The organism is Desulfatibacillum alkenivorans DSM 16219 (assembly GCF_900142135.1).
Classification (GTDB): Bacteria; Desulfobacterota; Desulfobacteria; order Desulfobacterales; family Desulfatibacillaceae; genus Desulfatibacillum; species Desulfatibacillum alkenivorans.
The window spans coordinates 13,241-34,727 of the sequence record NZ_FQZU01000051.1; the positions used below are offsets into that span (position 1 = coordinate 13,241).

At 53.7% G+C, this 21,487-nt stretch carries 12 protein-coding genes; all 12 read left to right on the forward strand.

The genetic code is table 11. The annotated features are described in order from the left end of the window. The first annotated feature begins 11 nt into the window (after positions 1-11). Positions 12-227, forward strand: a complete 216-nt coding sequence (locus BUE18_RS24375; RefSeq protein ID WP_073478758.1) for a helix-turn-helix transcriptional regulator — start codon at positions 12-14, stop codon at positions 225-227. 2 nt (positions 228-229) lie between these two features. Continuing rightward, a complete protein-coding gene (locus BUE18_RS24380; protein WP_073478759.1) occupies positions 230-2,446 on the forward strand; it encodes an AAA family ATPase in 2,217 nt (738 codons plus the stop codon). A gap of 511 nt (positions 2,447-2,957) precedes the next feature. Beyond that, positions 2,958-3,320, forward strand: coding sequence for a hypothetical protein (locus BUE18_RS24390; protein WP_073478761.1), 363 nt, complete (start codon positions 2,958-2,960; stop codon positions 3,318-3,320). A gap of 1,152 nt (positions 3,321-4,472) precedes the next feature. Next, complete coding sequence (brxF, locus tag BUE18_RS24400; RefSeq protein WP_211482841.1) at positions 4,473-4,922, forward strand: BREX-3 system P-loop-containing protein BrxF; 450 nt, start codon at positions 4,473-4,475, stop codon at positions 4,920-4,922. A gap of 31 nt (positions 4,923-4,953) precedes the next feature. Further along, positions 4,954-8,682, forward strand: a complete 3,729-nt coding sequence (locus BUE18_RS24405) for a DUF6079 family protein (RefSeq protein ID WP_073478764.1) — start codon at positions 4,954-4,956, stop codon at positions 8,680-8,682. A gap of 2 nt (positions 8,683-8,684) precedes the next feature. Further along, positions 8,685-10,394: an ATP-binding protein gene (locus BUE18_RS24410; protein WP_073478765.1), complete on the forward strand. Its 1,710-nt coding sequence runs from the start codon at positions 8,685-8,687 to the stop codon at positions 10,392-10,394. Between the two features lie 138 nt (positions 10,395-10,532). Beyond that, a complete protein-coding gene (locus BUE18_RS24415) occupies positions 10,533-13,355 on the forward strand; it encodes a DNA methyltransferase (RefSeq protein ID WP_083611275.1) in 2,823 nt (940 codons plus the stop codon). Positions 13,356-13,398: 43 nt separating this feature from the next. Further along, on the forward strand, positions 13,399-15,072 hold the full coding sequence (locus BUE18_RS24420) for an AIPR family protein (protein WP_073478766.1): 1,674 nt from the start codon (positions 13,399-13,401) through the stop codon (positions 15,070-15,072). Then, entirely contained in the window at positions 15,065-17,902 is a 2,838-nt protein-coding gene (locus tag BUE18_RS24425; protein ID WP_073478767.1) for a DEAD/DEAH box helicase, read from the forward strand. The genes BUE18_RS24420 and BUE18_RS24425 overlap by 8 nt, the downstream gene beginning before the upstream one ends. After that, positions 17,895-19,895 (forward strand): BREX-3 system phosphatase PglZ, encoded by a 2,001-nt coding sequence (pglZ, locus tag BUE18_RS24430; RefSeq protein WP_073478768.1) that lies wholly within the window; start codon positions 17,895-17,897, stop codon positions 19,893-19,895. Before BUE18_RS24425 ends, pglZ begins: the two co-directional genes overlap by 8 nt. Next, positions 19,885-20,652 carry a hypothetical protein gene (locus tag BUE18_RS24435; RefSeq protein WP_073478769.1) on the forward strand — a complete coding sequence of 256 codons (768 nt, stop codon included), beginning with the start codon at positions 19,885-19,887 and terminating at the stop codon, positions 20,650-20,652. The genes pglZ and BUE18_RS24435 overlap by 11 nt, the downstream gene beginning before the upstream one ends. A 305-nt stretch (positions 20,653-20,957) precedes the next feature. After that, positions 20,958-21,461, forward strand: a complete 504-nt coding sequence (locus BUE18_RS24440; protein WP_073478770.1) for a helix-turn-helix domain-containing protein — start codon at positions 20,958-20,960, stop codon at positions 21,459-21,461. Positions 21,462-21,487: the final 26 nt, after the last annotated feature.

The window sequence follows — 21,487 nt, forward strand, 5'->3', positions numbered from 1 at the left end:
GGAGCAGCATTATGGATCAAGAAACAATTTTTATGAATGAACAGGAAGTTTCACGACTCACCGGCTTTGCCTTGCCAACTTTGCGAAATTGGCGAAGCATGGGAGCCCCTCCCGCCTATCATAAAATTGGGCGATCTGTGCGTTACCTCAGGCAGGACGTTCTTGATTTTATGGAAAGTCATCGGGTTCATCCCCGGAACACTATAGAAAAAGGTTTAGGGAGATAGGGATGATTGATTTCAACCAGGCGGGGCCGCAAATAGAAGATCCTGACGACTACACATCAGCAGCCCCGGACATTCAAATCGGCGAACGCAACCCCATTGACGCGTTCCTGGCATACATGGCCGAGCAGGGGTATTACCCGGAGGGCGGCATCAAGCCGGACGGCGCCCTGCATCGCTTCAGAACGGAGGAGGATGACTCCAGCGGCAAGTCCGGCTGGTATGTTTTCCACGTAGACGGGATCCCGGCAGGCGCCTTCGGTGATTGGCGAAGCGTAGCCGTCTTCAACTGGAGCGTTAAGAGTCGCCATGAGATGACCCAGCAGGAACTGGAGGGGTACACCGCCTTCCTGGCTCGCAAAAAGGAACTGTATGAACAAGAGCAGGCCAAGGCCTGGGAGGCGGCCAGGATCCGGGCCGAAAAAATCCTGGGGGCGGCGCATCCGGTTCCCATCTCCCCATCTTCCCATCAATATACACAAACAAAAAACGTTCAGGTCCATGCCGGCGTCCGGGTCGACGACAGCCAGAACCTGATCATCCCTCTGATTGATTTCACTGGGACGGTGCGAACGTTGCAGTTTATTTCCATGGGCGGGAAAAAGCTGTATTTACCCGGCGGCCTTAAAAAGGGGTGCTTCTTCCCCATCCAGGGCGTCAGGAACGACGTCTATTATATTTGCGAGGGCTACGCCACCGGCGCCTCAATTAACGAAGCGACGGGCCAGAGCGTTTTTGTGGCCTTCGATACGTCGGGCCTGGAGCCTGTCGCTCGCGGCGTCCGTGAAAGATACCCGGACAAGCAGATCGTCATCTGCGCCGATAACGACCAATGGACCACGCTCAGGGACGGGACGCACAACCCGGGAGTCGTGAAGGCCCAGCAGGCCGCCGAAGCCGTGGGCGCCACAGTGATTGTACCCGACTTCGGCGAACTGAGAAACAATGAAAGACCAACCGACTTTAACGACCTTGCGACCAGGAACGGCATCAGTGAAGTTACGCGCCAGCTTACCCAGCGCCCCAAGCTGCGGGTTGACCTCGACATGTGGACCCTGGATGCATACCGGGGGGATCCGCCGGAAAGGACATGGCTGGTTAATAATGTATTTCCCATGGAGGCGCCGACGTTGTTCGCCGCCAGGGGCGACACGGGTAAGGGCATGCTTACCTTGGATCTTGCGCTCAAGGTTGCGTCAGAGCACTTCTCCACGCCCCTGGAGCCCCAGCCATATGCATTCGGAAGTTGGGTGGACGCCCACGGGACCGCCGTCATCCTGACCGCAGAAGACGACAAGGGCGAGGTCCACCGGCGGTTGAACAACTTGGACCCGGATTTCGCCATGCGGTCGTCATGCGGGAATCGATTGCGAATTATCCCCCTGCCCAATTCGGGCGGCCCCATCTCCCTGGTGACGCTCACCAAGGACGGCCCGGGCGCCACGCCCATCTATTATGAAATCAAGGAGCAGCTTACCAAGATCAGGGATCTAAAGCTGGTCGTCATCGATCCCCTGGCTTCCTTCGCCGCCCTGGACATCAACGCGGATCCGGCGGCCGGCCAATTTGTCATGGGCCTTTTAAGCTCTCTGGCGACGGAAACCGGCGCCGCTGTCATTCTGGTTCACCATATGGGCAAGACGGCCAAGCCGATTGTGAGCGCCGACCAGGCGCGGGATCTGATCCGGGGGACCACCGCCATCGTGGACGGCGCCCGGTGCGCGTTCGCCTTATGGCCGGACAATTACGACCGGGCCCGCCGGATCTGCGCCAAGCTCGGCCTGGATCACGCGCCAAATCGCGTTTACAGGGGCGCCGTCGTTAAATCCAATGGTCCGTCCATCCGCAAGGAGATGACCTTTGTGAGGAGCGATAACGGGCTCCTGCGGGTGCGTGATGCGGACCTGGAGGCTCTCAAAGTGACGCCGGAGGATGAGCGGCAGATCCTCCTGCTGGACATTATTAAGGCCGCAGAGAACGGCAGGCCATTTGCTTATTCAGGCGGATCTGGCCTTGCTGAACGGAGAGAGGAACTGTCTCCTGAGATCCGCAGCCACAGCAGGGACAAAATACGCGCCATAGCCAAGGAGCTTTTGGAGGCCGGAACAATAGGTAAATGCATCCACAACAACAACGGAAATACCAAATGGCTGGACATCCCAACTGGTCCGTTCGGCATGGGTCGCGGCGAGTTTACCGCCGGGTTCACTCCGGCGAAGTAATACAGTCACATTTCATGCAACCAACTGACTTTATTGCAAGTTGTTTGTTTTAGGAATTATTCTCAGGAAGACCGTGCAAGGTGTATATGCAAAGCTCTGATTTTATACAGTATTATTCCACTTTTGTTTCAGGAAGAGTTTTCAGGAAGGGCCGGAAAACCTCGCGGCATGCTCCAGGAAAACCTCTACTGGCATGCTTTATGCCTGGATGCAATATACTGAATATATTGCAAATAATTTTCAGGAAGAGTTTTAGGAAAAGTTCTTGTAACTACCTGAAATTATTAGAAGCGGTTTTCCGGTTCCTGGTTTTCCGGCCGGAAGTTCCTGAAAAATTTTGGCATAACATACTGTTTTTACAGAAAAAACATTTTCCGGTTCCTAAAGCTCTTCCGGGCCATAACACCTTGTTTTTATTAGAAAAAAGTCTTCCTGAATGGACTATATATATTATATATATATAGGGGTATGTATACAGATACCCCATATATAAAAAGGAGAATAAAAAAACATGGCGAAAAAAATTATTTCAGCGAGCAAGGCAATGGAGAATCTCTCCGAACATGAACACCAGACGGCGCTGATCAAATGGGCGGCGAAGATGGAGGAGACTTATCCCGAGTTGGCCCTGCTGCATGCAATTCCCAATGGAGTCAGGCAGGAGATGGATCGGTCCGAACACATGGCGGTGACTTCCCAAAGTCCTATCGTTTTTTTGCGGAATGGCCGTTCGGATATGTTGTCCCCGGGTTTCATGGGCTGCGCGCACCGGGTCTGCATATCCCTTCTTGCGAACACTGCGAGACCGTCACAGCATCATCGGGGGCGCTCTTATCTGCGTTTTAAGAAGCTCGTTGTCTGGGCGCAACCCTAAGTCGCCCTTGGTGTAGTTTTGCCTTCAGCATCGACATGGCGGCTATAATGGCTATGTTTCTGGTTGGCGCACTCAGGCAATTGCTATGACACTTACTTGCAAACCAATGATGCGCCTAAAAAGTTTTAATCCTGACAACATTGGACAATTTTTATTCTCCATAAATGACACATAAGTTTTGAAATATATACAACTTCTAAGAGTTCTTGCAATGAGATTACAAACAAATTTCCTAATGATTTCGATAAAAACAAGGGAGGATTAGGATGGGCGGCTATGGATCAGGGCTGTGGAAAAGGTCGAAACCCAAGATGACCACGGAAAGCAAGCATCGAATCGATATTCGATTCCTGAGGCAAAAAGGGAAACTTTCGGGGGGATCCTACGGCGTCCTGACATGGTCCCGGCAAGGAGTCCAGACGGGGTCCATAGCATACTTTACGGCGGCGGATCACATACTGCTGAGCTACCGCCGGCAAGGGCAAGGCAAGGAGCCGGAACTTGTGGAGCAGGTCGTCCTTTTCGATCATACCCCGTGCAATTACGGAGGCCGTCGGACATGGTTTCTTTGCCCGCAGTGCGGCAGCCGGGTTGCCATCCTATACGGGGCTGGCAGACTGTTTCTCTGCCGGCATTGTTATAGGCTGACATACTCATGCCAGCAAGAAGGAGAACTGGACCGCGCCCTGAGCAAGGCGTTAAATCTTCGCGAGAAACTCGGCGTTAATGCAAGCCTCTCCGTCCGCATCACTGCCAGCGACAGGCCCAGATACATGCACAGGAAGACCTTTGATCGCCTCCGCAACGAGGCCGATAGAGCCGCAAATCAATGGCGGCGACTTTTGGCGAACAAGTTTGGCGTCTCCAACTTTCTATAAAAGAATATAAAACTCCCTTATGCAAATCGGCGTAGTAAAAAGCCGTGTACAGCATTATGCTTTTCAACGACATTTAAGTCCGAATATGGAACAATAAATTCAGGAAAATTTGAACTCTCTTCAGGATTGTGGCCGGTGGTGGGGCGCTAAGCGCCAATTCCGGGAAATGTCTTGTGTTTTGGCAGCATAATGCGGTATGAAAAGGTAATTCTATGGATGGCTAAATAACTGATATAGGTAGCCTGTCATGTCTGTCCCCTTCGCAGATCAAATCATGAAAAATGTGGATCAAGCCGCCGGACAGTATTATCGCTTGATTCTGCTGGTGGGGCCGTCCTGTTCAGGCAAGACAACAACCCTGCAAGAAATTCATAGACGCACGGAGGCGCCTCTGATTAACGCCAACCTTGAGTTGGCGCGCCGTATGCTTGATCTTACTGACCGTCAGCGGGCCCTGCGGTTGCCACGGATCCTCGCCGACCTTGTCGCCGTCCATGACGCCGATCTGGTCTTGCTGGACAATTTTGAAATCCTTTTTGACACCTCGCTCAAGCAGGATCCGCTGAAAATTTTACAAAGCATTTCTCGCAATCAAACGATGATTGCGGCCTGGAACGGATCTGTTAAAGACGGCCAATTAATATACGCAGAGCCTGATCACCCGGAGTATAAACGATATCCCGCGAAGGATTTTTTATCCGTGGCCATGGCGCCGAAAGAATGAGTTGCACAAGAACAATTGTAAGGAAAATGCGATGAAATATGGAGATTTGATTCAATTCGAGCCCATCGAGTCTGTGGTGCAGTTGCGTGACGCGGATGAGACTGCGGCGGCGCAACAATTGGTGCATACGTATGTTATATCCGCGGACATGGCGGATAAACTTGTTAATTTGGTTATTCCCCAGATTCAATTTGATCAGCCGATGGACAACAAGGGGCTCCTGGTTGTCGGGAACTACGGCACCGGTAAGTCGCACCTAATGTCCGTCATCTCCGCCCTTGCCGAAAACGACGGCCTCGCCCAATATCTGAATGAGGAGGCCGTGGCCGACGCCGCTGTTGCAATCGGCGGAAAGTTTAAAGTCATTCGAACGGAAATTGGCGCCACCACCATGTCTCTTCGTGAAATCCTGGTGGCGGAGTTGGAAGAAAACCTGGACGCCATGGGGGTGTCGTACACGTTTCCCTCGGCGGATAAGGTTTCCAACAACAAAGGCCCCTTTGAAGAGATGATGAGCGCCTTCCATGGAGAGTTTCCGGATCACGGCCTGCTTCTCGTGGTGGACGAGTTGCTCGACTTCCTGCGCACCCGGAAGGATCAGGAACTGATTCTCGACCTCAACTTCCTCCGCGAGGTGGGCGAGGTGTGCAAGGATCTGCGGTTTCGCTTCATCGCCGGCGTGCAGGAAGCCATATTCGACAGCCCGCGGTTTTCCTTTGTGGCGGACAGCATACGGCGGGTGAAAGACCGGTTTGAGCAGATCCTCATCGCCCGCAAAGACGTCAAGTTCGTGGTGGCGGAGCGTTTGCTTCGGAAAACCGGCGACCAGCAGGTGAAGATCCGGGAGTACCTGACCCCATTTGCAAAATGTTACGGCCGCATGAATGAGCGCATGGACGAGTTCGTGCGTCTTTTTCCTGTGCACCCGGATTACATTGACGCCTTCGAGCGGGTCACCGCCGTTGAAAAGCGTGAAGTGCTGAAGACCCTTTCGCAGGCCATGAAAAAACTTCTTGAGCAGGATGTCCCCGACGATAGGCCCGGCGTTATCGCCTACGACGCGTATTGGAGCAGCCTGCGTGAGAATGCGTCCTTCCGCGCCTTGCCGGACATCAGGGCGGTCATCGACTGCAGTCAGGTGCTTGAATCCCGCGTCCAACATGCATTCACTCGACCGGCGTACAAGCCCATGGCCCTGCGCCTTGTACATGCCTTGTCGGTCCACAGGCTCACCACCGGCGACATTTACACCAACCTCGGCGCCACGGCGGAGGAACTGCGGGACGCCTTGTGCCTATACCAGCCGGGCATAGAGGACCTGGGCGGCGACCCGGCGGACGATCTTTTGTCCCAGGTGGAAACCGTGCTTAGGGAAATCCATAAGACGGTTAGCGGGCAGTTCATTTCGTCCAATCCGCATAACCGGCAGTATTATCTGGATCTAAAAAAGACCGATGATTTTGACGCGCTTGTGGAAAAACGGGCCGAATCCCTCGGCGACTCCCAGTTGGACCGATACTATTACGAAGCCTTGCGTCAGGTGATGGAGTGCACGGACCACACTTACGTGACCGGGTACAAGATTTGGCAGCACGAACTCGAATGGCTGGAATGCAAGGCCGCCCGGCAAGGATATCTTTTTTTCGGCGCCCCCAATGAGAGATCCACGGCCGTGCCGGAGCGGGATTTTTACATATACTTTATCCAGCCTTTTGATCCGCCTCATTTCAAAGATGAGAAAAAGGCGGACGAATTGTATTTACGGCTGACGAACACAGACGAAACGTTCCGCACCGCCATCCAGAATTATGCCGCGGCGCTGGATCTGGCGTCCACGGCATCAGGCCACGCGAAAAACACTTACCAAACCAAGGCCGCCGGCTTTTTGAAGGACCTGGTGCAGTGGCTGCAAAAAAACATGGCGACGGCGTTTCAGGCAACCTATCAGGGCCGTACCAAGAACCTGCTCGAATGGGGCAAAGGTTGGTCCATCCGGGAACTTTCCGGCATCTCCCCGCAGGAGCGCATCAATTTCCGTGATCTCGTCAACATCATTTCCGGCATATGCCTCGCCGCCCATTTCGCCGATCAGGCGCCGGACTATCCGGTGTTCTCCGTTTTAATCACGGGAAAGAACAGGCCGCAGGCGGCGCAGGACGTTCTTCGCGCCATAGCGGGGCAAACCAAGACCAAGCAGGCTACGGCGGTGATGGACGCCCTGGAGCTTTTGGATGGGGAGCGGTTCGACCCGTATAAATCCAAATACGCCCAACACGTCCTAAGCGTCGTCAAGGCCAAGGGCCATGGTCAAGTGGTCAACCGTTCCGAGTTGATCCAGGATGTCCTTGGAGTCGAATATCTGGCTCCTGATTCGTTTCGCCTGGAGCCGGAATGGGTTGTCGTGATTCTCGCCGCCCTGGTGCATACCGGCGAGGTGGTGCTCGCCATCCCCGGTAAGAAGTTCGACGCCACAGGCCTGGGACAATTGGCCGGCTTCAGCATCGACGAACTGGTGATGTTTAAACATGTGGAACGGCCCAAGGAATGGAATCTGCCAGCGCTTAAAGCCCTCTTTGAACTGCTGGACCTTACTCCGGGTATGGCCCAATTGATCACCCAGGGAAAGGACGAGCCGGTCCAGGAGCTGCAAAAAGCCGTGAAGCAGGAAGTGAACCGTCTGGTCCTTATGCAGCAGACTTTGCAGAATGGATTGTTTTTATGGGGCCGAAGCCTTTTGAGCGAGGACGAAATCAGGAACCTGCGGACCAAACTGGACAAGACCAAAACATTTCTTGAATCCCTGCAAGCCTACAACACCACAGGCAAACTCAAGAACTTCAGGTATGACGCATCCGAAGTGGCGGCTCACAGGGACGGCCTGGACGGCCTTGCCGAAGCCAAATCCCTGGAGGAACTGGTCACCGACCTCGGCGGCGCCGCATCCTACTTGTCCACGGCCGAAGCGGTTTTGCCCGCGGATCATGAGTGGATCAAGAGCGTGAAGTCCGTCAGGGATGAAGTGCTCGCCCAGGCCGAAAATCCTGAAAAGCGCAAGGCGCCGGCGTTCCGCCAGCAAGTCCAGCGGAAACTCAACGATTTGAAAAAGGAGTACGTACAAGTCTACTTGTCCTTGCATACCAAGGCCCGGCTGGGAGTCAATGAAGACAAACGCAAGGGGCGCCTCATAAGCGATCCTCGGCTCAGGGACCTGGATAAACTGTCCACCATAGAACTCATGCCTCGCCAGCATCTTTCCGACTTTCGAAACCGGCTTGCGGGGTTGAGACCTTGCTTTTCCCTGACCGAGCAGGATCTTTCCGCGTCGCCCGTTTGTCCTCATTGCAATTATAAACCCGGCTCGGAGCCGCCGGCGGCGCCGGCCGCGGCGAGGCTGGACAGCCTGGACAACGAACTGGACGCCATGGTGGATAACTGGCTCCAGACCCTGCTGGCCAATTTGGAGGACCCCACCACGACGGAGAACCTGTCCCTGCTCAAGTCTGAGCCGCGCAGCCTGGTGGACGGCTTCCTTAAACGCCGCGCCCTGCCCGACAAGCTGGATCAGGACTTCATCCAGGCAATGAAAGAGGTTTTGTCCGGGCTTACCAAGGTCTCAATCCGGGCTTCCGAACTGCGCGACGCCATGCTGCAGGGAGGCTCGCCGGCCACCCCGGAGGAAATGAAAAAGCGGTTCGGGGACTACCTGGACAAATTGATTAAGGGCAAAGAACCTGGCAAGGTAAGGATTGTATTGGAGTAAGCATGCGCAGCGCCCAGGACATACTGGACTTGCTCCAGGAGTTGGAAACGGAGCCCGCGGACTATCTTGAGGACCAGGACCTTGATTTCAAGGAATGGATTCCCAGGAGCATGAACGACTCCTTGAACCTGGTGATCGAGATGGCCGTCTGCATGGCCAACGGCGGCGGAGGCGTCGTGGTTTTCGGCGTTCGCGACCATGTTACCGGGAGAGAGAAAGCAATCCTCGGCGTTCCCCCTGAAATTGATGTCAACCGCCTTAAAAAAGCGGTTTATGACTCGACCGATCCCAAACTGACCCCGAACTTTGAAGAAATTCGCGTCCCCGAAGGCACAGGCCGGCTCCTTGTCATGACTGTTTTTCCAGGCTTGCCTCCCTACACGGATACCTCGGGCAAAGGCAAGGTGCGGGTCGGAAAGGATTGTCAGCCCCTTACAGGGACTATGCGCCGCCGAATAATGGTGGAGACCGGGGAAACGGATTTCACGGCGGAGAGGCTGAATGAGCGCCCTGAAGAGTTGATTTCGGCGGCGGCTCTGGAGACGCTCGTTAATGCGGCCCGCAGGGAAAAAGCCCCGGAAGATTTGCTGCGCGCCGACGGCATGGACATCCTCGCCCAGTTGGGAGTCATCCAGGACGGCCAAATGACCCGGGCGGGGGTGCTTCTCTGCGGTACAGAGAAAGCCATCTCCAAATACATCCCCGGGTACGGCTGGACGCATTTGCGCATGCAAAGCGATACAAGATACACCGACAGGGCCGACGGAAGAGACGCCCTGCTTGTGGCGCTTTCCCGGATCATGGATCGGATCAATGCGGATAATCCCATATTCACTTTGGAACAGGGATTGTTCCACTTCGAGTATCGGACCTATCCTGAAATCGCCCTCCGGGAGGCCGTCGCCAACGCCTTGTGCCATGCAGACTTTCGGATAGCGGGTCCGATCCTGGTGAAACAGGGGCCAGACAAACTGGAAATCAGCAACCCCGGCGGATTTATTGCCGGCATCACCCCGGAAAACATCCTCCATCATCAGCCCGCCGCCCGCAATCCCTTGTTGGTGGATGCGCTGGCAAAGCTCCGGCTTGTAAATCGCAGCAACCTCGGCGTCGGCAGGATGTTCGAGGCCTTGCTGATCGAAGGCAAGGAGCCCCCCGTAATTCACGAAAGCGGCGATTCCGTCGCCCTTACATTCATGCGCCGGGAATTCTCCAGGGAGTTCCGGCTGTTCGTGGCGGAGGAAAGCCAAAAAGGCAGGGCGCTTTCACTGGATCAGCTTCTCGTGCTTCAATACGTTTTGGCGCACCCTGAAATCGACTCGGCGACCGCCGCCGGCATATGCCAGAGGCCCGAGCAAAACGCCAGGGGGATCATGGACGGCATGGAGCGTTTGGGCTATGTGGAGCGGGGCGGCGCCGGACGCGGCACATATTGGACATTGCACAGCGACCTGCATCAAAAAATTGCGGCCCCTGGAGACCCTGACCGGGATCGCCGCATCGATTGGGAGGCCGCCAAAACCCGGGTGCTTAGCGTCTTGATGGAAAGGGCCAGACGGGGAAACGAAGGCCTTAATAACACGGATATACGTCGCATAACCCATTATGATCGAAATCAGGTTCGCCGGCTCATGATGGAGTTGATGAAGGAGAATGATTCTATTCAAAAAGAAGGCGAGCGAAGATGGACTCGCTATGTCTATTCTATGTGATTGCGCATAGGAATGCGCATAGAAGGATTTCTATGCGCACCTTTATGCAAATTAGCATTGGCCGGACGCATAGCTACGGAATAATGCGCCCTATAAAATATGGGCAAGAAAGCAATAAGGATTAATTGGAGACGGTTAATGGCGGGACGAAAAAAGGATACCCAGAATAGAAAGCTCTTTCCTGAAGAACAACGGGATCTGTTTGAAAAATCCTATATGGAAGAGATGGAGGAACAGAAGAACCGGCCTGTGGAATGCCTTGGCATGACCTTTGCCAACGATGAAAAACGCCGGGAGTATTTTACCGGAAAGCTGCGCGAAAAGTTGCAGGACCCCGAATTTCGCAAGATCGAGGGGTTTCCCATCGGCGAGGACGAGGACATCCTGGCTCTGTCCGACCCTCCATACTACACAGCCTGCCCCAATCCGTGGATTGAAGATTTTGTCAAACACTACGGCAAACCCTATGACTCCAACATACCCTATCGCCGCGAACCCTTTGCCGTGGATGTGAGCGAGGGCAAGACCGATCCCATTTACCGGGCGCATTCCTACCACACCAAGGTGCCTCATTTGGCCATCGTGCCCAGCATCCTGCATTACACCGAACCGGGCGACGTGGTGCTGGACGGATTCTGCGGTTCGGGCATGACAGGTGTGGCGGCCCAGTGGTGCGGTGCGGCCCCTAAAAGTTATCGGCAAAAGGTGGAGGCGAATTTCAAGGCACAGGGTTTGACCCCTCTCAAATGGGGGGCGCGGCGGATGGTGCTGAACGACCTCTCCCCGGCAGCCACCTTCATTGCGGCCAACTACAACATCCCCTTTGACGTGCGCGCCTTTGCCAAGGCCGGCAGAAAAATCCTCAAGGAAGTCGAGCAGGAACTCGGGTGGATGTATGAGACCCTGCACACGGATGGCAAAACCAAGGGCCGCATCGAGTACACGGTGTGGAGCGAGGTCTTCACCTGCCCGGACTGCGCGGACGAGGTGGTCTTCCTGGATGAGGCATTGGACAAGGAGACCAAACGGGTGAGGGATACGTTTCCATGCCCGCATTGTGGGGCCACCCTGACAAAAAGCAACATGGAGCGTGTGTTCGAAACCCGGCCTGACCCGACAACTGGCGAGCCATGGAAGAAAGTCAAATTCAGACCTTCATTGATTTGCTATCGAGCCACTGGAAACCGTTTTGAAAAGAAACCGGACGCTCAGGATTTCGAGACCCTGAAACGCATAGAGGAAATGTCCCTGCCGCCGGAAATCCCCACCAACCGCTTTCCCATTGAGCAGATGTACCATGGCTCCCGGATCGAACCCAAAGGATTCACCCACATCCACCATTTCTTCCTGCCCAGGGCGGCTCAGGCCCTGGCCACGCTCTGGAAAAAGGCGGCGCAACACCCGGACCCTCGCACCCGGCATATGTTGCTGTATTTCGTAGAGCAGGCGATTCCTGGAATGTCGGTTCTCAATCGTTACTTGCCAACTGCTTTTTCCCAGACCAATAGGCAACTAACCGGTGTCTATTACGTGGCATCCCAGATTTCGGAAGTGGCGCCCGGATATAATTTAGAGGGAAAACTATCCCGCCTGACGAAAGCATTTCAGCAGAGATCTGCTCGTGAAACAGCGGCTGTCATAAACACGGGAACCACGGCCCAGTTGAGCATGCCGGACGATTCCATCGACTACATCTTCACCGACCCGCCCTTTGGAGAAAACATTTACTATGCGGACCTGAATTTTCTTGTGGAGTCCTGGCACCGGGTGGTCACCAATGCCGAGCCCGAGGCCATCGTGGACAAGTTCAAGAAAAAGGGGATGCCTGAATACCAGCGGTTGATGCAGCAGTGCTTTGCCGAATACTGCCGGGTGCTCAAGCCCGGCCGATGGATGACCGTGGTCTTTCACAATTCCAGGAATGCCGTGTGGAACGCCATCCAGGAAGCCATGCTGGCGGCGGGATTCGTGGTGGCGGATGTGCGCACCCTCGATAAAAAACAAGGGTCTTACCGCCAAGTCACCAGCACCACCATGAAACAGGATTTGATTGTCTCGGCATACAAGCCCGATGGCGGGTTGGAAAAGCGTTTCGAGTTGTCCGCCGGGTCTGAGGATGGCGTGTGGGATTTTGTGCGCACCCATCTGAAACAGTTGCCGGTTTTCGTGTCTAAGGACGGCTTGGCCGAGGTGGTGGCCGAGCGTCAAAGCTACATGTTGTATGACCGAATGGTCGCCTTCCACGTGCAGCGCAGAGTCACCGTGCCCATGTCTGCCGCCGATTTTTATGCCGGACTCATGCAGCGTTTTTCCAAACGGGACGGCATGTACTTTTTGCCGGACCAGACGGCCGAGTATGATAAAAAGCGCATGAGTGTGCGCGAAATCATCCAGTTGGAACTGTTCGTGTCCGATGAAGCCTCGGCCATCCTTTGGCTCAAGCAGCAGTTGTCCCAAAAGCCCCAGACATTCCAGGACTTGGTTCCCCAGTTCCTCAAACAGATCGGCGGATGGCAAAAACACGAAAAGCCATTGGAGCTTTCTCAACTCCTTGATGACACCTTTCTTTGTTACGACGGCAAGGGGGATGTTCCCAGTCAGATTCACAGCTACCTGTCCACTAACTTCAAGGACCTGCGTAACCTGGAAAAGGACGATCCAGCCCTGATGGTTAAGGCCAAGGATCGTTGGTACGTACCTGATCCTAACAAAGTTGGGGATATGGAGAAAAAGCGTGACAAGGCCTTGCTCAAAGAGTTTGAGGAATACAAAGAAGCCAAGAAAAAACTCAAAGTTTTTCGCCTTGAAGCCGTCCGCGCCGGATTCAAAAAGGCATGGCAGGAAAAGGATTACGCCGTCATCATCGCCGTGGCCGAAAAGATTCCCGACAAGGTTCTCCAGGAAGATCAAAAATTGCTGATGTGGTACGATCAGGCAGTGACGAGGATGGGAGAGGGATGAATTTCAGTGGACGCTAATGAACAGAAGTTTGGGAGATAAACATATGAACATCAACGCAAGTATTATCGACCAGCGAGTGACCGGTATTATAGAGGAACATCCCGAATGGCTGCCGGTTGGCAATGATCTTAATAAAAAGAAATCAGCAGCGTTTGTGCAGTTGTGCATCTCAACTTGTCTTGAGATCTCCATGGAGGATGCCGCCGACCTGATTACTGAAGGCGGCAATGACGCAGGCGTTGATGGACTCCATGTGGGCGAAGTTGAGGACGGGGAGTTTTTGGTCACAATTTTTCAGGGTAAATATAAAGTTAAGGATCTGAGCGGTGAAGCAAACTTTCCGGAAAATGGCGTCCAGAAGGCTGTTGACACCGTACAAGTGCTTTTCGACCCTTACCGGAAAGCCGCCTTAAATAAAAAGATCGAGCCAAAAATTGAAGAAATTCGGTCTCTCATTCGTGACGCCTTTATTCCTAATGTACGTGTTATCTTATGCAACAATGGCGCAAAATGGACGGATCAAGCCAACAATTGGATTGATGAAGCAAAAAAGGATTACGGCGACAAGGTTGATTTTGTTCATTTCAATCATGACACCATAGTCAATATCCTGCAAAGAAGTAAAAAGGTCGATACCACCTTGACCTTGAGCGGGCAAGCGATTGTTGAGGATATGAATTACATGCGCGTTTTGGTTGGACGTGTTTCAGTGCATGAGATCCATCGGCTGTTTAATGACCACGGCGACAAACTTTTGGAAAGAAATATTCGTCGTTATCTGGGCCTTCACACCAATCGCGTCAATACGGCCATTCATGAGACTCTTTGTGATCAGCAACGTTCGGACAAGTTTTATTTCTATAATAACGGCATAACAGTGGTATGTGACAAGTTTGATTACAACGCCTTTCAAAAGTCGGATTACAAGGTCCAATTAAAAAATATGCAGGTTATTAACGGAGGGCAGACCTGCAAAACCATACAGGAAACCTTGAATAGCGTTTTGCCTGGCATGGCAGGGGAGTCAGCCTATGTCATGCTTCGAGTATATCAACTTGCTGAGACGCACAAAGATTTTATCCAAGACATAACATATGCAACAAATAGCCAGAATCCCGTTGATCTGCGTGATTTGCGTTCTAATGACCAGATTCAAAAACAACTTGAAATCGGTATATCCGATCTTGGATACACATATAAGCGGCAGAGAGAAGAGGGCGGAAGCGGGTCAAGCGTCATTACCAGTTCCATTGTTGCTGAATCTGTGCTGGCAATCTGGAGGCTGCGGCCGCATCAGGCAAAGTTTCGCCGCAAAGAGCACTTTGGAAAATTGTACGATGATATTTTTAAAAACCTGAATGCGGCTCAAGCGCTCCTTGCCGTTTTAATTTTTCGAACCGTTGAAAATGAGAGGAAACGTCCATCTTCGGAGTCCCCTCCCGCTTTTCTGCCGTATGCATCCCATTATATTTCTATGCTGATTGGTAAAAAACTTTTGGCTGACATGGCGGTCTCGGTACAGGAGGTTTCTCATCGGAATTTTCATGATCTTTACCAAAGGTATACAGAAAAGCAAACTGAATATCATGAGCAAGCCGTGAATGATCTGACTGACGCTTTGAAGTCATGTTATGGGGATAGGGAGATCTCATTACAGCAGCTTTCTGCTACCTTCAGGCGCGGCGATCTTCTTGAAATGCTGGGTACGCATGAATAACACATGGCAATACAGCATTGCTCATCAATGTGTGTGCCAAATCATAGAAGCCCAGAATCTCTGGGGAGAGAGTACCTGCCGGGTCTGGCTCCCGGAGCGCAACACAGTGGTCCGCGTTCCACTTTCCATGCTTCAGCCTTTGGAGGATGCTGGCGCCAATTCGTCCGGCCACATTGCCTATGTCGCCGCCGCCGCTCGGGTGGCAGACGCCTTGACCCAGGATGTGCTGCTTGCTCCCATCGAATCCACGGTCATCCCTTTGCCGCATCAAATCCGGGCCCTGACGCGCGCCGTCGAGCATGACAGGGTGCGTTATCTTTTGGCCGATGAAGTCGGGCTGGGCAAAACCATCGAGGCCGGGCTCATCCTGCGGGAGTTGAAGCTCCGCGGCCTGGCCCGGAGGATATTGGTCATCGCACCCAAGGGGCTTGCGACCCAATGGGTCAGTGAGATGCAGTTTCATTTCGGGGAGACCTTCCAGCTTGTATTGCCCGAGGACGTCAAGACCCTCAAGCGGATCGCGCCGGATTCCTTGCAGAATAAACCAAGCGCCGGCAATCATGACCGGGCGACGATTCCCGCCAATGCCTGGCAAATGTTCTCGCAGGTGGTGGCGCCCATGGATTCGGTCAAACCCATGGACAAACGCCGGGGATGGAGTGCGGCCCAGGTGGGCGAATTCAACCGGGAACGGTTTGATGACCTGATCTCCGCAGGCTGGGACCTTGTGATCGTAGACGAGGCGCATCGCCTTGGCGGCAGCACGGATCAGGTGGCGCGCTTTAAATTGGGCAAGGGCCTTTCCGAGGCGGCGCCGTATCTTTTGTTATTGTCAGCCACCCCGCATCAGGGAAAAACCGACGCCTTCCACAGATTGGTTTCCTTATTGGACGCCGACGAGTTTCCGGATATTTCGAGCGTCACCCGGGACAAGGTCCAGCCCTATGTGATCCGTACGGAAAAGCGCCAGGCCATCGACGCCGACGGCAACCCCCTGTTCAAACCCAGGCGCACCGAGCTGGCCTCCGTGTCGTGGGAGGCTCGCCATGATGCTCAACGCCGGTTGTACGAAGCCGTGACCGCATACGCCCGGGAGGGTTATAATCAGGCCATGATGGAAAAGAGGAATTACATCGGGTTCCTGATGATCCTGATGCAGCGCCTGGTGGTTTCCAGCACGGCGGCCATACGCACCACCCTTGAACGCAGACTCGAAGCCCTGGTCGCGCCTCAGGAGCAGATGAGCCTGTTTCCCGAGTTCTCCGAAGACGAATGGGCCGACCTGGACGGCCAGGAACAAATCGAGATGCTCTTGCAGAGCCGCTTCAAGGCGCTCAAGAACGAGCGGGCCGAGGTGAAACTGCTTTTGGACGCCGCCGCCGGATGCGAGCAGATCGGCCCCGACGCCAAAGCTGAAGCTTTGCTTGACTGGCTCTACCGCCTGCAATCCGAGGAAGGCGACCCGGACCTGAAGGCTTTGGTGTTCACCGAATTTGTGCCCACCCAGGAAATGTTGCGACAATTTTTGACGGAGCGCGGCTTCTCGGTCGTCTGCCTCAACGGTTCCATGGGCATGGAGGAGCGTAAGCGGGTGCAGGAGGACTTCGCCGGGGACGCCCGCATTCTGATTTCCACCGACGCCGGCGGCGAGGGATTGAACCTGCAATTCTGCCATGTGGTCATCAATTACGATATCCCATGGAATCCTATGCGGCTTGAGCAGCGCATCGGCAGGGTGGACCGCATCGGACAGACACATGTCGTGCGTGCGGTGAATTTTGTTTTCGAGGATTCCGTCGAGTATCGGGTGCGGGAAGTGTTGGAGACCAAGCTTGCGATCATCTTCGAAGAATTCGGCATCGACAAGACCGGCGATGTTTTGGATTCGGCGCAGGCCGGTAAACTGTTTGATGAAATGTATGTGGAGGCGATCCTCAACCCCGACCGCGTGACTGAATCCGTGGAGGCCGCTGTGGCCCGGTTGGAGGAACAGACCCGTGAGGCGAGGACCGGAGCCTCCATCCTGGGGGAGGCGGGAAACCTGGATCCAGGCGAGGCGCAACGCCTTATGACCCATCCTTTGCCCTATTGGGTCGAACGCATGACCGTGAGTTATCTTACCGCTAACGGCGGCAAGGCCGAAAAGAAGAAGCATGGATGGCGCCTCGAATGGCCTGACGGGGAAACCCTCCGGAACGTGGTCTTTAGCGGCAAGGAAGCGGATCAGCGGCCTGGATCCCTGCATTTGACCCTGGAAGAACCCAAGGTGCGGGGCCTGGCCATGCGCCTGCCTCGTCTGGCGCCCGGGCAACCCATACCCATCGTATCGATTCCAGGCTTGTCCGAAGAAATCCAAGGGGTCTGGTCCTTGTGGCGAATTGCCATCGCCTCCATGGAATGGAATCGTCGGCGCATCATGCCTCTGTTTTTGGCGGACAATGGGATGGTGTACGTGCCGACGGCAAAACGGATTTGGGATCTGATGCTTTCCGCGGACGCTGAGGTCGGCGCCATGTGGGACATGGATCTGGCAATGCAAGCTCATGAAAAGATGCATGAGGCTGCAGAGGAGCATGGCCGCCCGATCTATGAGGAGTTGGTTCGGGAACACCGGAACCGGATTTCCAGGGAACGGGAAAAGGCGGACTATGCTTTTGCAGCCCGGCGCCGGAACATAGAAAAAATCGGTCTGCCCCAGGTGCGCAATTATCGCCTGAATCTTCTTGACCAGGAAGAACATGATCTCAAAGAGCAACTTGACCGGAAGGCCCAGGCCTATCCCGAATTAACGCCGTTGCTGATGATACGCGTGGAGGGAAATCGTGAATAGCTGGCGGGATCAAATCCTGAATGAGTTCACCCCGAACGTGGCCAAATTGACCCTTGCGGCGGACCCGGACGGACTGCTCCTTGAGGAAGGAATTCTTGAAGGGGTTAGGGATCGGGGATTTGAATTGATCCCGTTCGAAGACCACATCGCATTCCGCTACGCCTATGAATCCAAATTCCGGTCCCGCTGGGATCGCGGCGAGCATACTGACCTCGTGGTCGTACTGCGTTCACAGGCCAGCGACCTGAATGGATTGCCATTCGATCTTTTGCAGGCCGGACGCAAACTATCCTTTAATTTAGGCGACATTTTTCCGAACCTCAGCTACCCGGTTGTCACGGCGCTGGAAACCGGAGACCTGGACGCCCTATATGGTGCGCAACAACGGCATGCCCCGGGCCAGTTGGGGGACAACGCCACCAAAGAGTTTGTCCTGCGCCACGTCTTTGAAATTGCGCCGGAACTGATCAAACAGCCATCGGATTTGCTTCGAGTTCTTCTCCGCCGGCATTACCGGGGTCGTCGAATACCGGATGCGCTGGATGCCCGTTTCATACAAATTTTGCGGCAGAACAAGGTGTTTGACGAGTGGCCGCTTGAGATTATCGTTTCAGACAGGGAAGCCTTTTTTGCCTTCCTGCAGGAACGGTGGCCTGTTTTTTTAGACCAAGCGTCGGCCGGAGCCGGGAAGGATATCGAACCTTGCAACTTGTCCATGGACGGCCCTGTCGACCTGCCCTTTGACCACGACGATATCCGCGTCTACATCGATAATCTTTTTATTGAGGGGCTCCTGCAGCCCGTGCCTCATGCCGCCGCCGATTCATTGAAGGACTCGTGGGTGCACATCGGCGTTCAGGATGCTTCCCGTGAAGACCAGCTTCTGCGTCTTGACAAACTCATTGCCAACCTGAATAGCTCTCTGCCTTCGGAAGAAGCGCGGCACACAGAATGGTTTCGGTTTGCGCGTGGGTGGGCGGAATTGATTCTGCTTTTCCATGAAATGTCCGGCTCCGATCACGAGGACGCCTTCCAAAAAGTGCAGAGCCTCCGGGATCAGCTGGACGAGAGGTTCACCGGCTGGTTGCTAAAACGCTACGCCGGCCTCGTCAATCTTCCGCCGGCGCCTCCGGTCATGCTTCACCATATGCCTCGATTCTTGGCCAGACAGGTGGAGGACGACGCGGTAAAGGTCGCCATGGTCGTGGTGGACGGCCTTGCCATGGACCAATGGCTGGTCATCCGCAATATTTTAAATAAAAAATACCCTGGACTGCGATTCCGAGAGCAATCGGTGTTTGCCTGGGTTCCAACCCTCACGTCTGTATCCAGGCAGGCTGCATTCGCCGGTAAGGCTCCAGCTTTTTTCCCGAATAGCATCATGACCACCAATAAGGAACCGGCTCTCTGGGCCCAATTCTGGGCCGATCAGCGGCTGTCTCAGCAAGAGGTGATATTCATGAAGGGGCTCGGCGACGGCGACGTCGAAAACGTGGCGGAGGCCTTGTCCCATCCAAAGGCTAAAGTCGCCGGTCTGGTCGTGGACAAGGTGGACAAGATCATGCATGGAATGGAGATGGGAACCGCCGGCATGCACAACCAGGTGCGGCAATGGGCGGAACAACCCTACCTGCACTCCTTGTTTGAATTGTTGCAGGATAAAGGCTATCGCATCTTCCTGACCTCGGACCATGGAAACATCGAGGCCGCGGGATGCGGCCGGCCCAAGGAAGGCGGCGTTGCCGACCTGCGGGGCGAGCGGGTGCGTATTTACCCCGGCGCCATTCTGCGCGACCAGGTCAAGGAACGGTTTCCAGATGCACTGGAATGGGGAAGCGCCGGACTGCCCGAGAACTACTTCGCCCTTATCGCCCCCGCCAGACGAGCCTTTATCAATGAAAAAATTAGTATTGTGGGACATGGCGGAGTTTCCATCGAAGAGATCATCGTCCCACTTATACAAATAGAAAAAGAGAGTATGAATGCCTTATAGTAAGCGTGCAAAACAGATAGGAATAGATCGCCTCGTTCGTCTTCAGTGGCTGGAAAAAACAACAAATCTTTTACTGGCCGGAAATGAGGCGCCAGAAGTAAAATTGGCGTTGCAAGAAGAACTGTCAGGAGCATTCCGATCCAACAATACTAAAGTACGCGGCTCCATTGATAAATCAATAACCATACTGTTGAAAATCTGGAGCAATGTTCCGAAAGAACTTCTCCCCCTGAAGGAAGATGGCCACAAGCTGTTAAGGACTTTGCACCGTGAGAATCATATTGCAGTACATTGGGGAATGACCATGGCGGTGTATCCTTTTTGGGGCGCCGTCGCCACCCAAACAGGCAGACTCTTAAACTTGCAAGGGTCTGCGGCAGCCTCTCAAGTACAGCGACGCATCATGGAGGACTATGGAGAACGGGAGACTGTATCCCGAAGGGTCCGATATGTATTGCGCAGCTTTTTGGATTGGGGGGTGCTTGAAGAAACATCCCAAAAGGGCATTTACACCTCCCGAGAAAAGATTGTGATTGATGATGTCCATCTAATATCCTGGCTCTTGGAGGCGTCCCTCTACGCAAGAAACAACAACTCGTCGCCGATGCAGGACTTATTATCGAGTCCCAGCCTGTTCCCCTTTCAAATCAATCCTATCCATGCCGGGGTTTTAGCCGGCATGTCGCCCAGGCTGGAGTGTTTACGCCATGGCGTCGACCAGGATCTCATTATGCTTAAAAACCAAAGTGCGCTGTGATGATTGCCGCGGCATGTTGTCCCAAATTGTAAAAAGAATTCTTTCTTCTATACGTGCAAATCCTTCCGGCCAGGAAGATTTGTTTTTTCACTGTTTACTCCTAAATTGAATAACTATTTGATTTTATAATAGTAGTTTGGGTTCCGATAATACCATAGAAGAGTCGCTATTCTATATGGGGTGGAAAGACTGTTTATTGCGGGCATTGCCATAACCTGGCTTATATGCATGCGGCAGAGCAAGACTGATACCAAGTTGCAATCTATTAAGTAATATGATATGGTCGTTTCAAAAAGGAGGCGACCATGGGAAAAGTGACAAAAGCCAAAGAGCATCTTACGGTCCAGGAAATTCAAGATCGGATAAGGGAAACGGTGGGGTTCCCCCGGGTTTTAAAATGGCTTGTTGTATTGAATGCCCTGGTGGATCCGAGGCCCGCCAATGAGATAGCGCTTCATTTGAATCTGGCGACTCAAACCGTTCATAACATTGTCTCTCAGTATAACAATAAGGGGCCGGATGCACTGGACGGCCCCGGCAAGGGTGGGCGATACAAGGCGTATTTGTCCTTGCAAGAGGAAGCTGAGTTTTTAGAGCCCTTCCAGGAGCAGGCTCTTACCGGTAAGATTGCAACCGCAATGGAAATCAAGGCCAAACTGGAAGGGCGCTTAGGGCATTCAGTGCATAAAACAACAGTATATCGAATGCTTAAGCGTCACGGATGGAGAAAAATTGTTCCAAGAACTGTTCATGTTCAGAGTGACGCCAAGCAACAAGAGGACTTTAAAAAAAATTCCCGGACATTGTAAAAGAGGCTCTGGACTTCAGGGCACCC